The sequence below is a fragment of the Micromonospora sp. RP3T genome (assembly GCF_003027925.1).
Lineage (GTDB): Bacteria > Actinomycetota > Actinomycetes > Mycobacteriales > Micromonosporaceae > Micromonospora.
Genome location: NZ_PYPS01000025.1, coordinates 16,991 through 33,276, shown reverse-complemented (window position 1 = coordinate 33,276; position 16,286 = coordinate 16,991). Strand labels below are relative to the sequence as shown.

Genomic DNA, 16,286 nt, shown 5'->3' with positions numbered 1-16,286 from the left:
TCACCGACGCGGGTAGGGCGGTGGGGTGGGCTCAGAGGAGGTGGGCGGCCTGGACGGCTTCGGCGGTGACCTCGGTGAGGCGGTCGGTGGGGAGGGCGCCGAGCTCCTCGCGCCGGAACCAGCGGGCCTCGCACGTGGAGCCGCCGACGTCCGCCACGGTGGGCGGGGCGGGCTGGTCCACGACCACCCGGTAGAAGGCGCGGACGCCGTGCCAGTCGATCGGGTAGCCCTCGGGGCCGAGCGAGGCGGCGTCCCGGTGGCTGGCCACTCCGAGCAGCTCGACCAGGCGGCCGGTCTGCCCGGTCTCCTCCACCAGCTCCCGGATCAGCGCCGCGGCGGGCTGCTCGCCGTAGTCGGTGCCGCCGCCGGGCAGGTGCCAGCAGCCGGCGCCCGGATAGCCGTCGGAGACGCGGGTCAGCAGCACCCGCTCCTCCGGGTCGGTCACCACCGCGTACGCGGCGAAGCGCTGCGCCCGGTGCAGCCCGTCCGGGCCGGGGACGGCGTAGAACGAGGGGAACTCGGGGACCTCCTCCGGCACCACGTCGTGCGAGGAGGTGGGCAGCCCCAGGGCACGCGCGGTGAACGACCGCAGCGGCAGCCCGCGGGCTTCGTCGAGGGTGAACCAGCGGGCCAGGTCGGTGGGGCGGTCGACCCGCTCGGTGAGCGTCCCGCCCCGCACCGACACGGTGTAGAGGAGGCGGTCGGTGTGGATCGTGATGTGCCGCTCGGGCAACGCCCGCATGTCGGCCAGCACGTCCTGGAGGCCGGCGACGGCGACGGAGAGCCCGGTCTCGGCCGCGGTCTCCCGGACGACTGTGTGCTTGGGGTCCTCACCGTGGTCGACCGCTCCTCCGGGGAGCGACCAGGTGCCGGGGGTGCCGGAGCGCTCCGATGCGCGGACCAGCAACACTCGGCCGTTCGAATCAGCACAAACTGCGTATGCCGCGATCCTGCGCAGCGGCTCCAGCGAGGTGGTCACGGGAGCAAATTCTCCCCGGGCCGGGTTACCTCCATCGAAAAGAGTCAGATTCCTGACTCTTTGCTGGCGCCTCAGGGACAGGTCAGGGTAGGTGTCCGGGCGGTCACCGAGGTCGCCCGCCGTGCGCCGCGCAACCGTGGAGACATGACCTCCACGAACCCCTTCCAGCCCCCGTACAAGCAGCTCCGCCGGCCGGTCAGCGACCGCATGATCGCCGGCGTGGCCAGCGGCCTCGGTCGCTACTTCGCCGTCGACCCCACGCTGGTCCGGGTGGCCTTCGCGGTCACCACCGTGCTCACCGGCGGGCTGGCCGCGCTCGCGTACCCGATCATGTGGTTCCTGATGCCGGAGGAGCCGGCCGGCGCGCCCGCCTGGCCGCACCCGGCGGGCACCGCGCCCGGCTGGCCGCCGGTCCCGCCGGCCGGGCCGGGGCCGCAGGCCGGGCCGCCGCCCGCCGCCTGACCCGGCCTCACTCCCACTCGATGGTGCCCGGCGGCTTGCTGGTCACGTCCAGCACCACGCGGTTGACCTCGGCGACCTCGTTGGTGATCCGGGTGGAGATCCGGGCCACCACCTCGTAGGGCAGCCGGGACCAGTCGGCGGTCATCGCGTCCTCGCTGGAGACCGGTCGGAGCACCACCGGATGCCCGTAGGTGCGCCCGTCGCCCTGCACGCCGACGCTGCGCACGTCGGCCAGCAGCACCACCGGGAACTGCCAGACACCCCGGTCCAGGCCGGCGGCGGTCAGCTCCTGCCGGGCGATCAGGTCGGCCTTGCGGAGCACGGCGAGGCGCTCCTCGTCGACCGCGCCGATGATCCGGATCGCCAGGCCCGGGCCGGGGAACGGGTGCCGCCAGACCATCGCCTCGGGCAGGCCCAGCTCCAGGCCGATCGTGCGGACCTCGTCCTTGAACAGCGTGCGCAGCGGCTCGACCAGGGAGAACTTCAGATCCTCGGGCAGGCCGCCGACGTTGTGGTGGCTCTTGATGTTGGCGGTGCCGGTGCCGCCGCCGGACTCCACCACGTCCGGGTAGAGCGTGCCCTGCACGAGGAACTCCACGTCACCGTGGGCGGCGATCTCCCGGGCGGCGGCCTCGAAGACCCGGATGAACTCGCGGCCGATGATCTTCCGCTTCTGTTCCGGATCGGTCACCCCGGCGAGCGCGCCGAGGAACCGCTCCCGCGCGTCGACCACCTTGAGCCTGATCCCGGTCGCCGCCACGTAGTCCTTCTCCACCTGCTCGGCCTCACCGGCCCGCAGCAGCCCGTGGTCGACGAAGACGCAGGTGAGCTGGTCCCCCACGGCCCGGTGCACGAGCGCCGCCGCGACCGCCGAGTCGACGCCGCCGGACAGGCCGCAGATGACCTCCTTGTCACCGACCTGCTCGCGGATCCGGGCGACCTGCTCGTCGATGATGTTCTCCGGCGTCCAGGTCGGGGCCACGCCGGCGATGTCGTACAGGAAGCGGGTCAGCATCTCCTGCCCGTGCGCGGTGTGCCCCACCTCGGGGTGGAACTGCACGCCGGCCCGGCGACCGGCCAGGTCCTCGAACGCGGCCACCGGGGCCCCCGCCGACTCGGCGGTCACCGTGAAGCCGGCCGGCGCCTCGGTCACGCAGTCGCCGTGGCTCATCCACACCGGCAGGTCGGCCGGCAGGTCGCGGAGCAGCACACCGGGCTCGGTCAGGCGCGGGCGCAGCGGGGTGCCGCCGTACTCCCGGTTGCCGGTACGCGAGACCGTGCCGCCGAGCGCCTGGGCCATCGCCTGGAAGCCGTAGCAGATGCCGAAGACCGGCACGTCGGTGTCGAACATCCCGGCGTCGATCTGCGGGGCGCCCGGAGCGTAGACGCTGGACGGGCCGCCGGACAGGATGATCGCGGCCGGGTTCTTCGCCAGCATCTCGGACACCGGCATGGAATGCGGGACGATCTCCGAGTAGACCTTCGCCTCGCGGACGCGGCGCGCGATGAGCTGGGCGTACTGGGCTCCGAAGTCCACCACGAGGACGGGGCGAGGCGTGCTCATGTGCGCAAAGCCTACCGACAGTCACCGGCGGCGCGGACGCGCCCCGGCGGTGTGGCGGCTCGAACGTGTTAACAAGGGGCCCCGCCTCTACCGGAGGCGTTAAGAAGGGGCCCCTCCTTTCACCGCAACGCGGCGGGGGCGTGCGGGGGGACCGCCGGCGTGCGCGGGGGGACGGCGGGCAGGCGGGTGTACGGGGAACCGGGTGCGGGGCGGGGGTCCGGGTCGCCCTTGTTGGGCCAGAACGACATGGCGCGCTCCGCCTGCGCGGTGATCGTCAGCGACGGGTTGACGCCCAGGTTCGCCGAGACCGCCGCGCCGTCCACCACGTGCAGCCCCGGATGGCCGTACACCCGGTGCCAGGGGTCCACGACGCCGTCGGCCGGTGTGGCGCCGATCACCGCGCCGCCGAGGATGTGCGCGGTCATCGGGATGTTGAACGGCTCGGTCACCGCGCCGCCCGGCGTGCCGTCGATCTCCTCGGCGAGCAGCCGGACCGCCTCGTTGCCGGCCGGGATCCAGGTCGGGTTGGCCGCGCCGTGACCCGGCCCGCTGACCAGCCGGCGGCCCCGCCAGCGGGTGGTCAGCGAGTTGTCGACCGACTGCATGACCAGCGCGATCACGGTGCGCTCGGACCAGCCCCGGACGGACAGCATCCGGGCCGCCAGCCCCGGCTGCCGGACGATGCTGCCCAGCCACCGCCGGACCCGGTGCGGCCCGCCGTCGACCAGCAGCGACTGGAGCAGCCCCATCGCGTTGGAGCCCTTGCCGTAGCGGACCGGCTCGATGTGCGTCTGCGGATCGGGGTGGAACGAGCTGGTGATCGCCACCCCCGCCGAGAAGTCCAGACCGCGCCGCCGGGCCGCGCCCGAACCCACCGAGGCGCCGAGGATCGCCTCCGAGTTGGTCCGGGTCAGCTCGCCCAGCCGGGGCGAGAGCGCCGGCAGCGCGCCGGTCGCCTTCATCTCGTGCAGCAGCCGCTGGGTGCCGAGCGCGCCGGCCGCGAAGACCACCTGGTCGGCGTGGATCACCGCACGGCGCCTGCGCAGCCAGGCCCCGGTACGCGCGGTGTGCACCGCGTAGCCGCCGGCCGGGTCGGGGCGTACCGCGGTCACCGTGGTCAGCGGGTGGACCTGCACGCCGAGCCGCTCGGCCAGCCAGAGGTAGTTCTTGACAAGCGTGTTCTTCGCGCCGTGCCGGCAGCCGGTCATGCACGACCCGCAGTGGCTGCACCCGGTGCGGTCCGGCCCCACCCCACCGAAGTACGGGTCGGGCACCCGCTGGCCGGGACGGCCGATGTGCACGCCGACCGGCGTCGGGTGGAACGTGTGCGCCACGCCCATCCGCTCGGCCACCGCCCGCATGGCCCGGTCCGCGCCGGTGTCGATCGGGTACGTGGTCACGCCGAGCATCCGCTTCGCCTGGTCGTAGTGGCGGGCCAACTCGTCGCGCCAGTCGGTGATGTCCCGCCACTGCGGATCGGCGTAGAACGCGTCCAGCGGCTCGTAGAGCGTGTTCGCGTAGACCAGCGAGCCGCCGCCCACCCCGGCGCCGGAGAGCACCAGCACGCCGCCGCCGGCCTTCCGGTCGGCGGAGCGGAGCAGCGTGATCCGTTGCAGCCCGAAGCAGCCGAGTCGCGGCGCCCACAGGAACCGGCGCGCCTGCCAGGACGTCTTCGGGAACTCCTCGTCGGCGAAGCGGCGGCCGGCCTCCAGGACGCCCACCGAGTAGCCCTTCTCGGCCAGCCGCAGCGCGGTGACGCTGCCGCCGAAACCCGAACCGATGACGACCACGTCGTAGCGCATGCACGCATCATTACCGACGGGTAGCTATGGCGCCAGCACGCGTTTTTCGCAGATCATGCAGAGCGCTTCCGGCCGCCGGTGCAACCCTCGGCACCCCCGGACGCGTCGAACACACGGGGAGAGGAAAGAACGCGTGACGAGACGACGCCTGCTCGGCCTGGCCGCCCTGGTGGCGGCACTGCTGGTCGCCGGCGGCACGGTGGTGACCACCCGGCTGGTGGGCAACCACGCGCCGACCCGGGCCGCCGCGCCGGCCACCTCGCCGCCCGGCGCGCCCACGCCGGCCCCGACCACCGCCAGCCCCACCCCGCCGCCCGGCGCCGACCTGACCGGCCCGCTCAACCTGATGCTCGTCGGCGTGGACACCCGGGTCAGCATCCCCGGCTGGGAGCCGCACGCCGACGCCGTACTGGTGCTGCACGTGCCCGCCGGGCTGGACCGGGCGTACCTGTTCTCGCTTCCCCGCGACCTGGTGGTCGACATCCCCGCCTACCCGAAGGCCCGCTACCCGGGCGGGAAGACCAAGCTCACCCACGCGATGAGTTACGGCAGCCGGGTGCCCGGCGACAAGGCCCACCCCAGCACCGCCCAGGGGTACGACCTGCTGCGGGCCACTGTCGCCCGCTACACCGGGCTGCGCATCGACGCCGGCGCGGTGATCACGTTCGGCGGCTTCGACAAGCTGGTGGACACGCTCGGTGGCGTCGACCTCTACGTCGACCAGAAGGTCGCCTCCCGGCACCGCCGGCCGGACGGGACGATGCGCCCGCTGGGCGGCGGCGGGTACACCGGGCCGCAGATGGTCTACCAGAAGGGCCGGCGGCACCTGGTCGGCTGGCAGGCGCTCGACTACGCGCGGCAGCGCTACACCGCCGGCGGCGACTACACCCGGCAGCGGCACCAGCAGCAACTGCTCCGCGCGCTCGCCGGCAAGCTCCTCGACCAGGGCACGGCCCGCGATCCGCAGCGGGTCGAGCAGGTCGTCGCCGCGCTCGGCAAGACCCTGGTGTACGTCGGCGGCGGCCGGAAGCTTGTCGACTTCGCGTACACGCTGGGCGGGATGCCGACGGACCGCATCACGCTGGTCGGGCTCCCCGGCACCGGGGTGGGCAGCGGCGGCGCGTACCGCGGCGAGCAGCTCCAGCCGCTGGGCCGCGACTTCCTCACCGCGTTGCGCGGTGGCAAGGCCGACGCGTTCCTGGCCGCCCACCCGTCGCTGCGCGTCCGGACCTGACGCGCCTCACCGGGATTTCGGCAGCGGCGGGCGCTCGGTGCCGAACAGCCACGCGTCGAAGAGCTTGTCGAGCTGCTTCCCGGCCACCCGCTCCGCCAGCGCCACGAAGTCCGCGGTGGTGGCGTTGCCGTTCTTCCGCTCGGCCGCCCAGGCCCGCAGGATGCCGAAGAACCTGGTGTCGCCCACCGCGATCCGCAGCGCGTGCACGGTCATCGCACCGCGGTCGTAGACCGAGCTGCCGAACAGGTTCTCCACCCCCGGCCGGCCCGGCGGCGTGCGCCACACCTGGGCGGAGGCGCCCGCGTACTTCTGCTCGAACGTGCGCTGCACGGTCGAGGAGCCGCTGTGCTCGGCCCAGAGCCACTCCGCGTACGTGGCCAGCCCCTCGTTGAGCCAGATGTCCTGCCAGCGCTGGATCGAGACGCTGTCGCCGTACCACTGGTGGGCCAGCTCGTGCGCCACCACCTCGGTGTTGTCGCCCTGCCGGAAGAAGCCGGCCGAGTAGACCGGCCGGCTCTGCGTCTCCAGCGCGTACCGGATCCGTGAGTCGGCGACCACCACACCCCCGTACGCGTCGAACGGGTACGGCCCGAACAGGCTCTCCAGGTAGTCGGCGACCTCGACGGTACGGGCGATCGAGCGGTCCGGCGCGCCCTCGGGCAACTGCGTGGTGACCGCGCTGAAGACCGGCCGGCCCTTGTGCTCGGCGGTGGTGACCCGGAACTTCCCGATCGCCACGGTGGTCAGGTAACTGGCCATCGGCGAGGTCTCCGACCAGCGCCAGGTGGTCCAGTCGCCGGCTGTCGATTTCCCCTTCGGCACGCCGTTGCCGACCGCCGTCAGCCCTTTCGGCACGGTGATCTCGACGTCGTAGGTGGCCTTGTCCGACGGGTGGTCGTTGACCGGGAACCAGGTGCTCGCCGACTCCGGCTGGCCGAGCGCGATCGCCCCGTCGGCGGTGTGCAGCCAACCGCCCTCGCCGAGCGCCTCGGTACGCAGCGGCGTCGGCTTGCCGTCGTACCGGATCTCGGTGACGAAGCCGTTGCCGGTGGTGAGCCCGGTGGCCGGCGTGACGACCAGTTCGTCGTCGGTGCGGGCGTGCCGGGCGGCGGCGCCGTCCACGGTGACCGAGCGGACGGTCAGCCCGGCCAGGTCCAGGTTGAACGCGGACAGGTCGGCGGTCGCGGTGGCCCGCACCGTGGTGGTGCCGGTGAGCTTGTCCGTCTCCGGGTCGTAGCGCACCTTGATGGTGTAGTTCGCGACGTCGTAGCCGCCGTTGCCGTAGCTCGGGAAGTAGCTGTCGCCGACGCCGGCCGCGCCGGGCGCGAAGCTCCGGGCGGCCGTGGGACCGGGCGCGGTCGTCGCGGCGCCCCGGTCCGGTTCGGCCGGTCCGCAGCCGGCCAGCAGCAGCGTCCCGCAGGCCAGCAGCCCGAAACCTCGTCGTCCGCGGCGCCGCGTCATCGTCCCGACCCCTTTCGAATGCCTGCTCAGCGGTCCAGGACCAGGCCGACCTTCTGGAACTCCTTGAGGTCGCGGTAGCCGCACTTCGCCATCGCGCGGCGCAGGCCGCCGAAGAGGTTGAGCTGCCCGTCCGGCTCGTCGGCCGGGCCGAACAGCAGCCGCTCCATCGAGCCGATCGGCTCGCCGGCCACCTCGAACGCGCCCCGGGGCAGCGACGGGTGACTGGCCGCGGAGTGCCACCAGGCGCCGCCGGCCGGGGCCTCCTCGCAGAGCGAGAGCGGCTCGCCGAGCATCACCGCGTCCGCGCCGCAGCCGAGCGCCTTGGCGATGTCGCCGGAGGTCTGCATGTCGCCGTCGGCGATCAGGTGGACGTACCGGCCACCGGTCTCGTCCAGGTAGTCGCGGCGGGCCGCGGCGGCGTCCGCGATCGCGGTGGCCATCGGCACCCGGATGCCGAGCACCGACTCGGTGGTCGACCAGTCGTCGCCGCCGATGCCCACGATCACGCCGGCCGCGCCGGTGCGCATCAGGTGCAGCGCGGTCTTGTAGTCGGTGCAGCCACCGACGATGACCGGCAGGTCGAGGTCGGCGATGAACTCCTTGAGGTTCAGCGGCTCGTCGGTGGTGGAGACGTGCTCGGCGGAGACCAGGGTGCCCTGGATGACCAGGATGTCCACGCCGGCGTCCAGGATCACCGGGGCCAGCGCCAGGGTGTGCTGCGGCGAGACCCGGACGGCCACCGTGCCGCCGCCGGCCCGCAGCTCGCGGACCCGCTCGGCGATCAGGTCGGGGCGGATCGGCTCGGCGTAGACCTCCTGGAGCCGCTTGGTGGCCCGGGCGTCCTCGCCGAGACCGGCCAGCTCCTCCAGGATCTTGGCCGGGTTCTCGTAGCGGGTCCAGAGGCCCTCGACGTTGAGCACACCGAGGCCGCCCAGCTCGCCGAGGCGCACCGCGGAGGCCGGGCTCATGGTCGCGTCCGAGGGGTGCGCGACGCAGGGGATGCCGAACGGGTAGGCGTCGAGCTGCCATGCGGTGGAGACGTCGTCGACGTCCCGGGTGCGGCGGCTCGGCACGATGGCGATGTCGTCCAGGTGGTAACCGCGCTGCGCGGTCTTGCCCAGCCCGATCTCGACCACGTCACGCATGGGGACTCCAGGTGTGTTCGGGGGTGGAGGGAGAGGTCAGCGGGAGTGGTAGTTGGGTGCCTCGACGGTCATCTGGATGTCGTGCGGGTGGCTCTCCTTCAGCCCCGCCGCGGTGATCCGGATGAGCTGGCCACGCCGGTGCAGCTCCGGGATGCTCTCGGCGCCCACGTAGCCCATGGCGGCGCGCAGGCCACCGGTGAGCTGGTGGGCGACCTGGGCGAGCGGGCCCCGGTAGGGAACCTGGCCCTCGACGCCCTCGGGGACCAGCTTGTCCTCGGCCATCACGTCCTGCTGGAAGTAGCGGTCCTTGGAGTACGACTTGCCCTGACCGCGCGACTGCATCGCGCCGAGCGAGCCCATTCCCCGGTACGCCTTGTACTGCTTGCCGTTGATGAAGATCAGCTCACCGGGGCTCTCCTCGCAGCCGGCCAGCAGGCTGCCGAGCATCACCGTGTCGGCGCCGGCCACCAGCGCCTTGGCGATGTCGCCGGAATACTGGATGCCGCCGTCGCCGATCACCGGCACGCCGGCCGGTCGGGCGGCCCGGGCCGCCTCCATGATCGCGGTGACCTGCGGCACGCCCACCCCGGCCACGATCCGCGTGGTGCAGATGGCACCCGGACCCACGCCCACCTTGACGCCGTCGGCGCCGGCCTCGACGAGCGCCTTCGCGCCCGCGTACGTGGCGATGTTGCCGCCCACGATGTCGATGGTCACGTCCCGCTTGAGCCGGGCGACCATCTCCAACACGGCCCGCTGGTGGCCGTGCGCGGTGTCCACGATGACCACGTCGACGCCGGCGTCGACGAGCGCGCGGGCCCGCTTGTAGCCGTCCTCGCCCACGCCGACCGCGGCGGCGACCCGGAGCCGGCCCGCCTCGTCCTTGGTGGCGTTCGGGTACTGCTCGCTCTTGGTGAAGTCCTTGACCGTGATCAGGCCACGCAGCGCGCCGGCGCCGTCCACGATCGGCAGCTTCTCCACCTTGTGGCGGCGCAGCAGGTCGAGCGCGTCGTCCTTGCTCACGCCGACCGGCGCGGTGATCAGCGGGGTGCGGGTCATGATGTCGCGGACCGGCGTGGCCGGGTCGGAGACGAAACGCATGTCGCGGTTGGTCACGATGCCGACCAACTGGCCCTGCCCGTCGACCACCGGCACGCCGGAGATGCGGTAGCGACCGCAGAGCGCGTCGACGTCGCGGAGCGTGTCGTCCGGGCTGGCGGTCACCGGGTTGGTGATCATGCCGGACTCGGAGCGCTTGACCAGGTCGACCTGGAGCGCCTGGTCCTCGACGGAGAGGTTGCGGTGCAGCACGCCGATGCCGCCCTGCCGGGCCATGGCGATCGCCATCCGGCCCTCGGTGACGGTGTCCATCGCGCTGGAGAGCAGCGGCACGGTCAGCTCGATGTTGCGGGTGAGCCGGGTGCGGGTGTTCACCCGGCTGGGCACCACGTCCGACTCGCCCGGCTGGAGGAGCACGTCGTCGAAGGTCAGCCCGAGCGGCACCACCCGGGCGGAACCGGCCGGCAACTCGGGCAGATGGCCGCCCAGCTCGCCGCCGTCGGGGCCGGTCGGGTTCTCGGTGCTGGGCGAATTCTCCACGATTGCTCCCCTGAGCTGGTCGAACGGGCTGCAGCGAGGCGGCGCGCGCGGACGCCGGCGCGCACCGGTGTGACGGCGTGTGGCCTCATCGTACCCACTGGCCCGGTGAGCCCCGGGCAGCGGCGGGCCCGGCGTAGGCCGGGCCACAGCGGGGCGGGGGGCGGGCTTTCCGGCGGCGCGGGGTCTACGGTGAGGGGGTGCACGACGAGCCCATCGACCCGTTCAACGGCGACCCGGCCGATCCGGCTGCCGGCCTGCACGACTCCGGCGAGGAGGACGCGCTCGACCCGCTGACCGAGGTCGAGCGCCAGGACGTGCTGGAGGATCTGGCCGATCTGGAGATCTACCAGGCCCTGCTCCAGCCGATCGGGGTGCGCGGCCTGGTGATCGAGTGCGAGGACTGCCGCGAGCCGCACTACTTCGACTGGGACCTGCTCCGGGGCAACCTGCGCCACCTGCTGAACTCCGGCCGTCCGCGGGTGCACGAGCCGGCCTACGACCCGGACCCCGACCACTACGTGAGCTGGGACTACGCCCGCGGCTACGCGGACGGCGTGCACGACACGCTCACCGAGGGCACGGAGGACGCCGCGTCGGAGTGAACCCGGCCGGGCTCAGGCGACCAGGCCGGCCCGGAAACCGGCGGCCACGGCGTGCGCCCGGTCCCGGGCGCCGAGCTTGCGGAACAACCGCCGGGCGTGTGTCTTGACGGTGTCCTCGGAGACGAACAACTCCCGCCCGATCTCCGCGTTGCTCTTGCCCTCCGCCATGCCGAGCAGCACCTGAAGCTCGCGCTCGGTGAGCCCGATCGCGCTGCGCGGGGTCCGCGCCGGGCGCTGGCCGGGCGGGGGCGTCTCCGACCCCTCCGTCGCCGGGTCGTTGGCGTCCTCGCCCCGCTGGACCGGCACCATCGTGGGCAGGCCCGCGGGGTCCGTCGCCGGCCAGCCCGGCCCACCCGGGGTACGCCCCGGCGTCGCCGTCCGGGTCGGCCCGCCGACCGCCGCCGCGTCCCGGGCGGTGTCGGCCACCCGGTGCCGGTTCGCCCGTCCCGGGGCGGAGAGCAGCAGCAGCGCCTTCGCCACCGCGCTGGTCAGGTCGTGGTCGGCGTTCTGGATCAGGCCACGCGCCCCGGCACTGATGGTGGCCGCCGCCGACTCCGACTCCTCGGCGCCGAGCAGCAGCACCGCGGCCTGGGGGGCGCGGGCGAGCACCCGTCGCACGAATCCGGCGCTGTCCGGCCGGGTCAGGGCGGTGTCGGCCAGCACGACGTCGACCGGACGCTCCGCGAGCCGCAACATCACCTCGGGGTCGGAGACAGCCGTCCGGACAGCGCCGGACAGCCCGAGCCGCGCCGCCGCGGAGGTCAGATGCTGGGCTGCCAGTGGGGTCCGAACGCAGATCAGAACGCTACGCACTGTGGTCTCCTCTCCGACTCAGAGCAGACCACGTGCGGGTGGGGTCGGGAGGGGGTTCCGAGCAATCATCCGAACTTTTCCGACAGATGGGGCATATGGCATCGACTGTCCGAGGTTTTCGATCACAGATGTGTGAGCCGGCGACGGCTCGGGTACCGACTGGTTCATCCGGAACCGGCATCCCGCGCGGACCGCCGCCCGGTAGCTGGCCACAACATTCTCCGCGGTGCCGCGCGGGAGGAGGGGTGCTGATGTCGAACGTACGTAGGCTGCCTGGACCCATCGTCGACCTCTGGGACTGGCAGCGGCTCGGCGCGTGCCGGGGCCGCGACAGCGCCCAGTTCTTCCACCCCGACGGCGAGCGCGGCTCGTCCCGCCAGCGCCGCGAGACCGGCGCGAAGACGGTCTGCCGTGCCTGCCCGGTGCGCGCCGAGTGCGCCGCGCACGCCCTCGCCGTCCGCGAGCCGTACGGCGTCTGGGGCGGCTTCAGCGAGTCCGAGCGGCTGCGGCTGCTCGCGCTCGGCTGGGAGGACCTGGCCGACCGCCGGCAGGCCCGGGTCGACATCGCCCGCCTGGAGGCCCGCCTCGGCCGGCCGCACAAGACCGCCGTTCCGGACCAGCGCAAGGTCGCCTGACCGCTCGCACTTCCCGCCGCCGCGCCCCGCACCTCGGGGCGCGGCGGCGCTTCGTTCGCGCCGACGCGCGCCGGACCGTCACCGCTTCTCGGCACTGCCCGCCCGTCTCGCGGAACCGGTCGCCCGTCTCGCGGAACCGGCCGCCACGCGGAACCGGCCGCCTCGCGGAACCGGTCGGTCGCCGCCCGTCGCCCCGCCGCCGGTCGCCCCGCCGCCGGTCGGGTAGTCGCCGGTCGTGCCACGACGGCCGACAGCACTGTCCGACGCCTGCAAACTTGAGCGCATCGACGACTCACGCGGGAACGGCCGCCGCACTGGTAGCCGACGCGCTCGCCGAGCCCTCGTCGCCTTCGCCGGTGCGGCGGACGGCAAGGGCTGGTCGGTCGAGGGCAGGACACCGGTCCAGCGCCGGCCGTCGGCCGCTGACCCGTTCACGCCATCAAGTTGGTAGGCGGCCATGACGACGGCCTTCACCCCGAGTTGTTCCGGCCGCCCCGCCGGTCCGCCATGCCGTGGAACCAGGTGACCAGCAGCCGGCGGGTCAGCCGACGGTCACCGTGACGGTGTGCCAGCCGGTCGCGCCGTCCGGGGCCACCGGGCTGCGCTGCTCCGGCTGCGTCTCGCCGGCCGCGTCGGTGGCGCGCACCTGGAGGCGGTGCTCGCCCGGGGTGGCGTCCCAGCGCCACGACCACTGGAGCCAGGTGTCCGAGGACACGGCCGGGGCCAGCGTCGCCTCCCGCCAGGGACCGTCGTCGACGCGTACCTCGACGCGGCGGACGCCCCGGTGCTGCGCCCACGCCACGCCGGCGACCGTCACCGGGCCGGCGGCCGGACGGCTGCGGGCGCGGGGTGTGTCGATCCGGGACTGCGTCTTGACCGGGCCCTGGGCGGACCAGCCACGCGGCACCCAGTACGCGTCGAAGTCGGCGAAGCTGGTCAGCTCCAGCTCGGTCAGCCACTTGCACGCCGAGACGTAGCCGTAGAGGCCGGGCACCACCATGCGGACCGGGAAGCCGTGCTCGATCGGCAGCGGCTCGCCGTTCATCCCGACCGCGAGCAGCGCGTCCCGGCCGTCGCGCAACACCGACGTGGGGGTGCCGCAGGTCCAGCCGTCGACCGCGCGCCCGACCACCTGGTCCGCGCCCTCCTCCGGGTCCGCCTCGTCCAGCAGTTCCTTGAGCGGCACCCCGAGCCAGCGGGCGTTGCCGATCAGATCGCCGCCCACCTCGTTGGAGACGCAGGCCAGCGTCACGTAGCGCTCGACCATCGGCCGGGCCAGCAGGTCGTCGAAGCTCAACTCGATCGGGTTACGGACCCGGCCGTGGATGCGCAGCTTCCAGGTGACCGGGTCGACCTGCGGGACCACCAGGGCGGTGTCGATCCGGTAGAACTCCCGGTTCGGCGTGACGTAGGGGGCGAGCCGGGGCAGGGACAGGTCCGCGCCGGCCGGCACCGGCGGGGCGGGCGCCGCCGGGGCGGGCAACGTCACCGCCTGCCGGGCCGCCGAGACGCCGCGCCGGCCGGCCAGCCAGTGGCCGCCCAGCCCGGCCACCGCCGCGGCACCGGTCAGCAGGCCGGCGCCGCGCAGGAACCGGCGCCGCGAATCCAGGTCCCCCCCGCGCTCCAGCGGCTCCCAACCGCCCGGGTCGTCCTCCTCACGCGCGAGCGCGGCGGCCACCGGAGACTGCGGCAGGGTGGCGGCCGGATCGCGGTCCGGTCGCAGCGGGCCGGCCACGAAGGCCCAGAGCGTGAGCCCGCCGAGCGCGCCGCCGACCAGGGCGGGAAGCGCGTCGAACGCGTCCGCGCCGGCCCGGGTCAGCGCGGCGACGACACCGAGCACGGCGAACGCGGCGATGCCGACCAGGCCGACCACCAGCCGTCGGGCCGCCGCCAGGCCGAGCAGCGCCGCGAAACCCGCCAGCAGTAGCGCCGTCCCGACCAGCAGGGCGATCTTGTCGTACGTGCCGAAGACGTCGATGGCGAACTGCTTGAGCGGCTCGGGCACCAGGTCGACCACGAGGCCGCCGACGGCGATCAGCGGGGCGGACCGGGGACCGGTCAGGACAGCCACCGGCTCGGCGACGCCGAGCGCCACCACGGCGGCGACGACACCGGACACTGCCGCGTGGCGGCGGGAGATGGTGCTCACCCGGCCCAGTCTGGCCGACCGGTCGGGCCGGCCGCCAATTCCGTCAGCGTTCCGTAAGCGGTGCGGCCGCGCCGTCAACGGCCCGAACAGGCGTCAGGGCACACCGCCGGCTCGGCGGTGTGCCCTGACGTCGGGCGTACTCCTCGGGTCAGAAGCCCGGGCCGTGCTGGTGGCCGTGGCCATGGCCGTGGCCGTGCCCACCGGCGGCGGCGGGCTCCGCCTCGGCCGGCTTCTCCACGACCAGACCCTCGGTGGTGAGCAGCAGGCCGGCGATCGACGCGGCGTTGGAGACCGCGTTCCGGGTCACCTTCACCGGGTCGAGGATGCCGGCCTTGGCCAGGTCGACGTACTCGCCGGTGGCGGCGTCGAGGCCGTGGCCCCAATCCTGACCGACGACCTTCTGCACCACCACGTAACCGTCGTGGCCGGCGTTCTGGGCGATCCAGCGCAGCGGCTCGACGAGCGCCTTGCGCACGATCGAGACACCGACCTTCTCCTCACCGGTGAAGCCCAGGTCGTCGTCGAGCACCGGCAGGATCTGGGCCAGCGCGGCGCCGCCGCCCGGGACCGTACCCTCCTCGACCGCGGCCTTGGTCGCGGCGATGGCGTCCTCGATGCGGTGCTTGCGCTCCTTCATCTCGACCTCGGTGGCCCCGCCGACCTTGATCACCGCGATGCCGCCGGAGAGCTTCGCCAGCCGCTCGGCCAGCTTCTCCCGGTCCCACTCGGAGTCCGAGGCCTCGATCTCCTTGCGGATCTGGGCGACCCGGTCGGCGACCTCGGCGGACTGGCCGCCGCCGTCGACGACTGTGGTGTTCTCCTTGTCGACCACGACGCGGCGGGCGGTGCCGAGCACCTCCAGGCCGACCTGGTCGAGCTTGTAGCCCAGCTCCGGGGCGACCAGCTCGGCGCCGGTCAGGATCGCCATGTCCTGCAGCATCGCCTTGCGACGGTCACCGAACCCGGGGGCCTTCACCGCGCAGACCTTGACGGTCTTGCGGATGGCGTTGACCACCAGCGTGGACAGCGCCTGACCCTCGACGTCCTCGGCGATGATGAGCAGCGGCTTGCTGTTCTGGAGGACCTTCTCCAGCAGCGGCAGCAGCTCCTCGATGGCCGAGATCTTCTGCGTGGTGATCAGGATGTACGGGTCCTCCAGGACCGCCTCCTGCCCCTCCGCGTCGGTGACGAAGTTCGGCGAGATGAAGCCCTTGTCGAACTGGAGACCCTCGGTCACCTCCAGCTCGGTGGTGAGCGCGGAGCCCTCCTCGACGGTGATCACACCGTCGCGGCCGACCCGCTCCATCGCCTCGGCGATCAGCTCGCCGATCGTGGCGTCCTGCGCGGAGATGGTCGCCACGTGCGCGATCGACTCCTTGCTGGCGACCTCGACGGCCTTGCCGAGCAGCGCCTCGGAGACCTTGGCGGCCGCCGCGTCGATGCCCCGCTTCAGGCCGGTCGGGTTGGTGCCGGCGGCCACGTTGCGCAGGCCCTCCCGGACCATGGCCTGGGCCAGCACGGTGGCGGTGGTGGTCCCGTCGCCGGCGACGTCGTTGGTCTTGGTCGCCACCTCCTTGACCAGCTGCGCACCGAGGTTCTCGTACGGGTTGGTGAGCTCGATCTCCTTGGCGATGGTCACGCCGTCGTTGGTGATCGTGGGCGCACCGAACTTCTTGTCCAGGACGACGTTGCGCCCACGCGGGCCGAGGGTGACCTTGACCGCGTTCGCGAGCGCGTTGACACCGTGCTCGAGCAGGTGCCGGGCGTCATCCGAGAAGCTCAGGATCTTTGCCATCAGTATCCCTTCGAAGCGACGTTGCCCCGGCCCGGCGAGCCGGACC

13 protein-coding genes are annotated in these 16,286 nt (G+C 73.3%); 4 read left to right on the top strand and 9 right to left on the bottom strand.

Annotation, left to right across the window (positions count from 1 at the left end; all coding sequences use genetic code 11):
* Nucleotides 1-31 precede the first annotated feature (31 nt).
* Entirely contained in the window at nucleotides 32-979 is a 948-nt protein-coding gene (locus C8054_RS20150) for an NUDIX hydrolase (RefSeq protein ID WP_107158875.1), read from the bottom strand.
* A 144-nt stretch (nucleotides 980-1,123) separates the two neighbouring features.
* Between C8054_RS20150 and C8054_RS20145 the strand changes: the two genes are divergently transcribed.
* Nucleotides 1,124-1,441 (top strand): PspC domain-containing protein, encoded by a 318-nt coding sequence (locus C8054_RS20145; protein WP_107158873.1) that lies wholly within the window; start codon nucleotides 1,124-1,126, stop codon nucleotides 1,439-1,441.
* Nucleotides 1,442-1,448: 7 nt separating this feature from the next.
* Here the strand turns inward: C8054_RS20145 and guaA are convergent, their stop codons facing one another.
* Together guaA and C8054_RS20135 are read right to left on the bottom strand one after the other, a co-directional pair.
* Nucleotides 1,449-3,005 carry a glutamine-hydrolyzing GMP synthase gene (gene guaA / locus C8054_RS20140; RefSeq protein WP_107158871.1) on the bottom strand — a complete coding sequence of 519 codons (1,557 nt, stop codon included), beginning with the start codon at nucleotides 3,003-3,005 and terminating at the stop codon, nucleotides 1,449-1,451.
* 119 nt (nucleotides 3,006-3,124) lie between these two features.
* Nucleotides 3,125-4,807 (bottom strand): FAD-dependent oxidoreductase, encoded by a 1,683-nt coding sequence (locus tag C8054_RS20135; protein ID WP_107158869.1) that lies wholly within the window; start codon nucleotides 4,805-4,807, stop codon nucleotides 3,125-3,127.
* Between the two features lie 133 nt (nucleotides 4,808-4,940).
* Between C8054_RS20135 and C8054_RS20130 the strand changes: the two genes are divergently transcribed.
* Nucleotides 4,941-6,041, top strand: coding sequence for an LCP family protein (locus C8054_RS20130; RefSeq protein ID WP_107158866.1), 1,101 nt, complete (start codon nucleotides 4,941-4,943; stop codon nucleotides 6,039-6,041).
* Between the two features lie 6 nt (nucleotides 6,042-6,047).
* Here C8054_RS20130 and C8054_RS20125 read toward each other — a convergent pair whose 3' ends face one another.
* Genes C8054_RS20125 through guaB form a run of 3 tightly spaced genes read right to left on the bottom strand, consistent with a single transcriptional unit; the run spans nucleotide 6,048 to nucleotide 10,246 of the window.
* Nucleotides 6,048-7,502, bottom strand: coding sequence for a M1 family metallopeptidase (locus tag C8054_RS20125; protein WP_107158864.1), 1,455 nt, complete (start codon nucleotides 7,500-7,502; stop codon nucleotides 6,048-6,050).
* 26 nt (nucleotides 7,503-7,528) lie between these two features.
* On the bottom strand, nucleotides 7,529-8,647 hold the full coding sequence (locus C8054_RS20120; RefSeq protein WP_107158862.1) for a GuaB3 family IMP dehydrogenase-related protein: 1,119 nt from the start codon (nucleotides 8,645-8,647) through the stop codon (nucleotides 7,529-7,531).
* Between the two features lie 36 nt (nucleotides 8,648-8,683).
* On the bottom strand, nucleotides 8,684-10,246 hold the full coding sequence (guaB, locus tag C8054_RS20115; protein WP_107158859.1) for an IMP dehydrogenase: 1,563 nt from the start codon (nucleotides 10,244-10,246) through the stop codon (nucleotides 8,684-8,686).
* A 197-nt stretch (nucleotides 10,247-10,443) separates the two neighbouring features.
* On the opposite strand from guaB, the gene C8054_RS20110 reads away from it, so the two are divergent.
* On the top strand, nucleotides 10,444-10,848 hold the full coding sequence (locus C8054_RS20110) for a DUF5319 domain-containing protein (protein WP_107158857.1): 405 nt from the start codon (nucleotides 10,444-10,446) through the stop codon (nucleotides 10,846-10,848).
* Between the two features lie 12 nt (nucleotides 10,849-10,860).
* On the opposite strand, the gene C8054_RS20105 is transcribed toward C8054_RS20110, so the two are convergent.
* The gene (locus C8054_RS20105) at nucleotides 10,861-11,661 is read right to left on the bottom strand and encodes a response regulator transcription factor (protein WP_107158855.1); all 801 of its coding nucleotides are present in this window, start codon (nucleotides 11,659-11,661) and stop codon (nucleotides 10,861-10,863) included.
* Nucleotides 11,662-11,912: 251 nt separating this feature from the next.
* Here C8054_RS20105 and C8054_RS20100 point away from each other — a divergent pair, with 251 nt between their 5' ends.
* On the top strand, nucleotides 11,913-12,296 hold the full coding sequence (locus C8054_RS20100) for a WhiB family transcriptional regulator (RefSeq protein ID WP_107159053.1): 384 nt from the start codon (nucleotides 11,913-11,915) through the stop codon (nucleotides 12,294-12,296).
* A 541-nt stretch (nucleotides 12,297-12,837) separates the two neighbouring features.
* Here C8054_RS20100 and C8054_RS20095 read toward each other — a convergent pair.
* Together C8054_RS20095 and groL are read right to left on the bottom strand one after the other, a co-directional pair.
* The gene (locus tag C8054_RS20095; RefSeq protein ID WP_107158852.1) at nucleotides 12,838-14,445 is read right to left on the bottom strand and encodes a molybdopterin-dependent oxidoreductase; all 1,608 of its coding nucleotides are present in this window, start codon (nucleotides 14,443-14,445) and stop codon (nucleotides 12,838-12,840) included.
* A 148-nt stretch (nucleotides 14,446-14,593) separates the two neighbouring features.
* The gene (groL, locus tag C8054_RS20090; RefSeq protein WP_107158850.1) at nucleotides 14,594-16,240 is read right to left on the bottom strand and encodes a chaperonin GroEL; all 1,647 of its coding nucleotides are present in this window, start codon (nucleotides 16,238-16,240) and stop codon (nucleotides 14,594-14,596) included.
* Nucleotides 16,241-16,286: the final 46 nt, after the last annotated feature.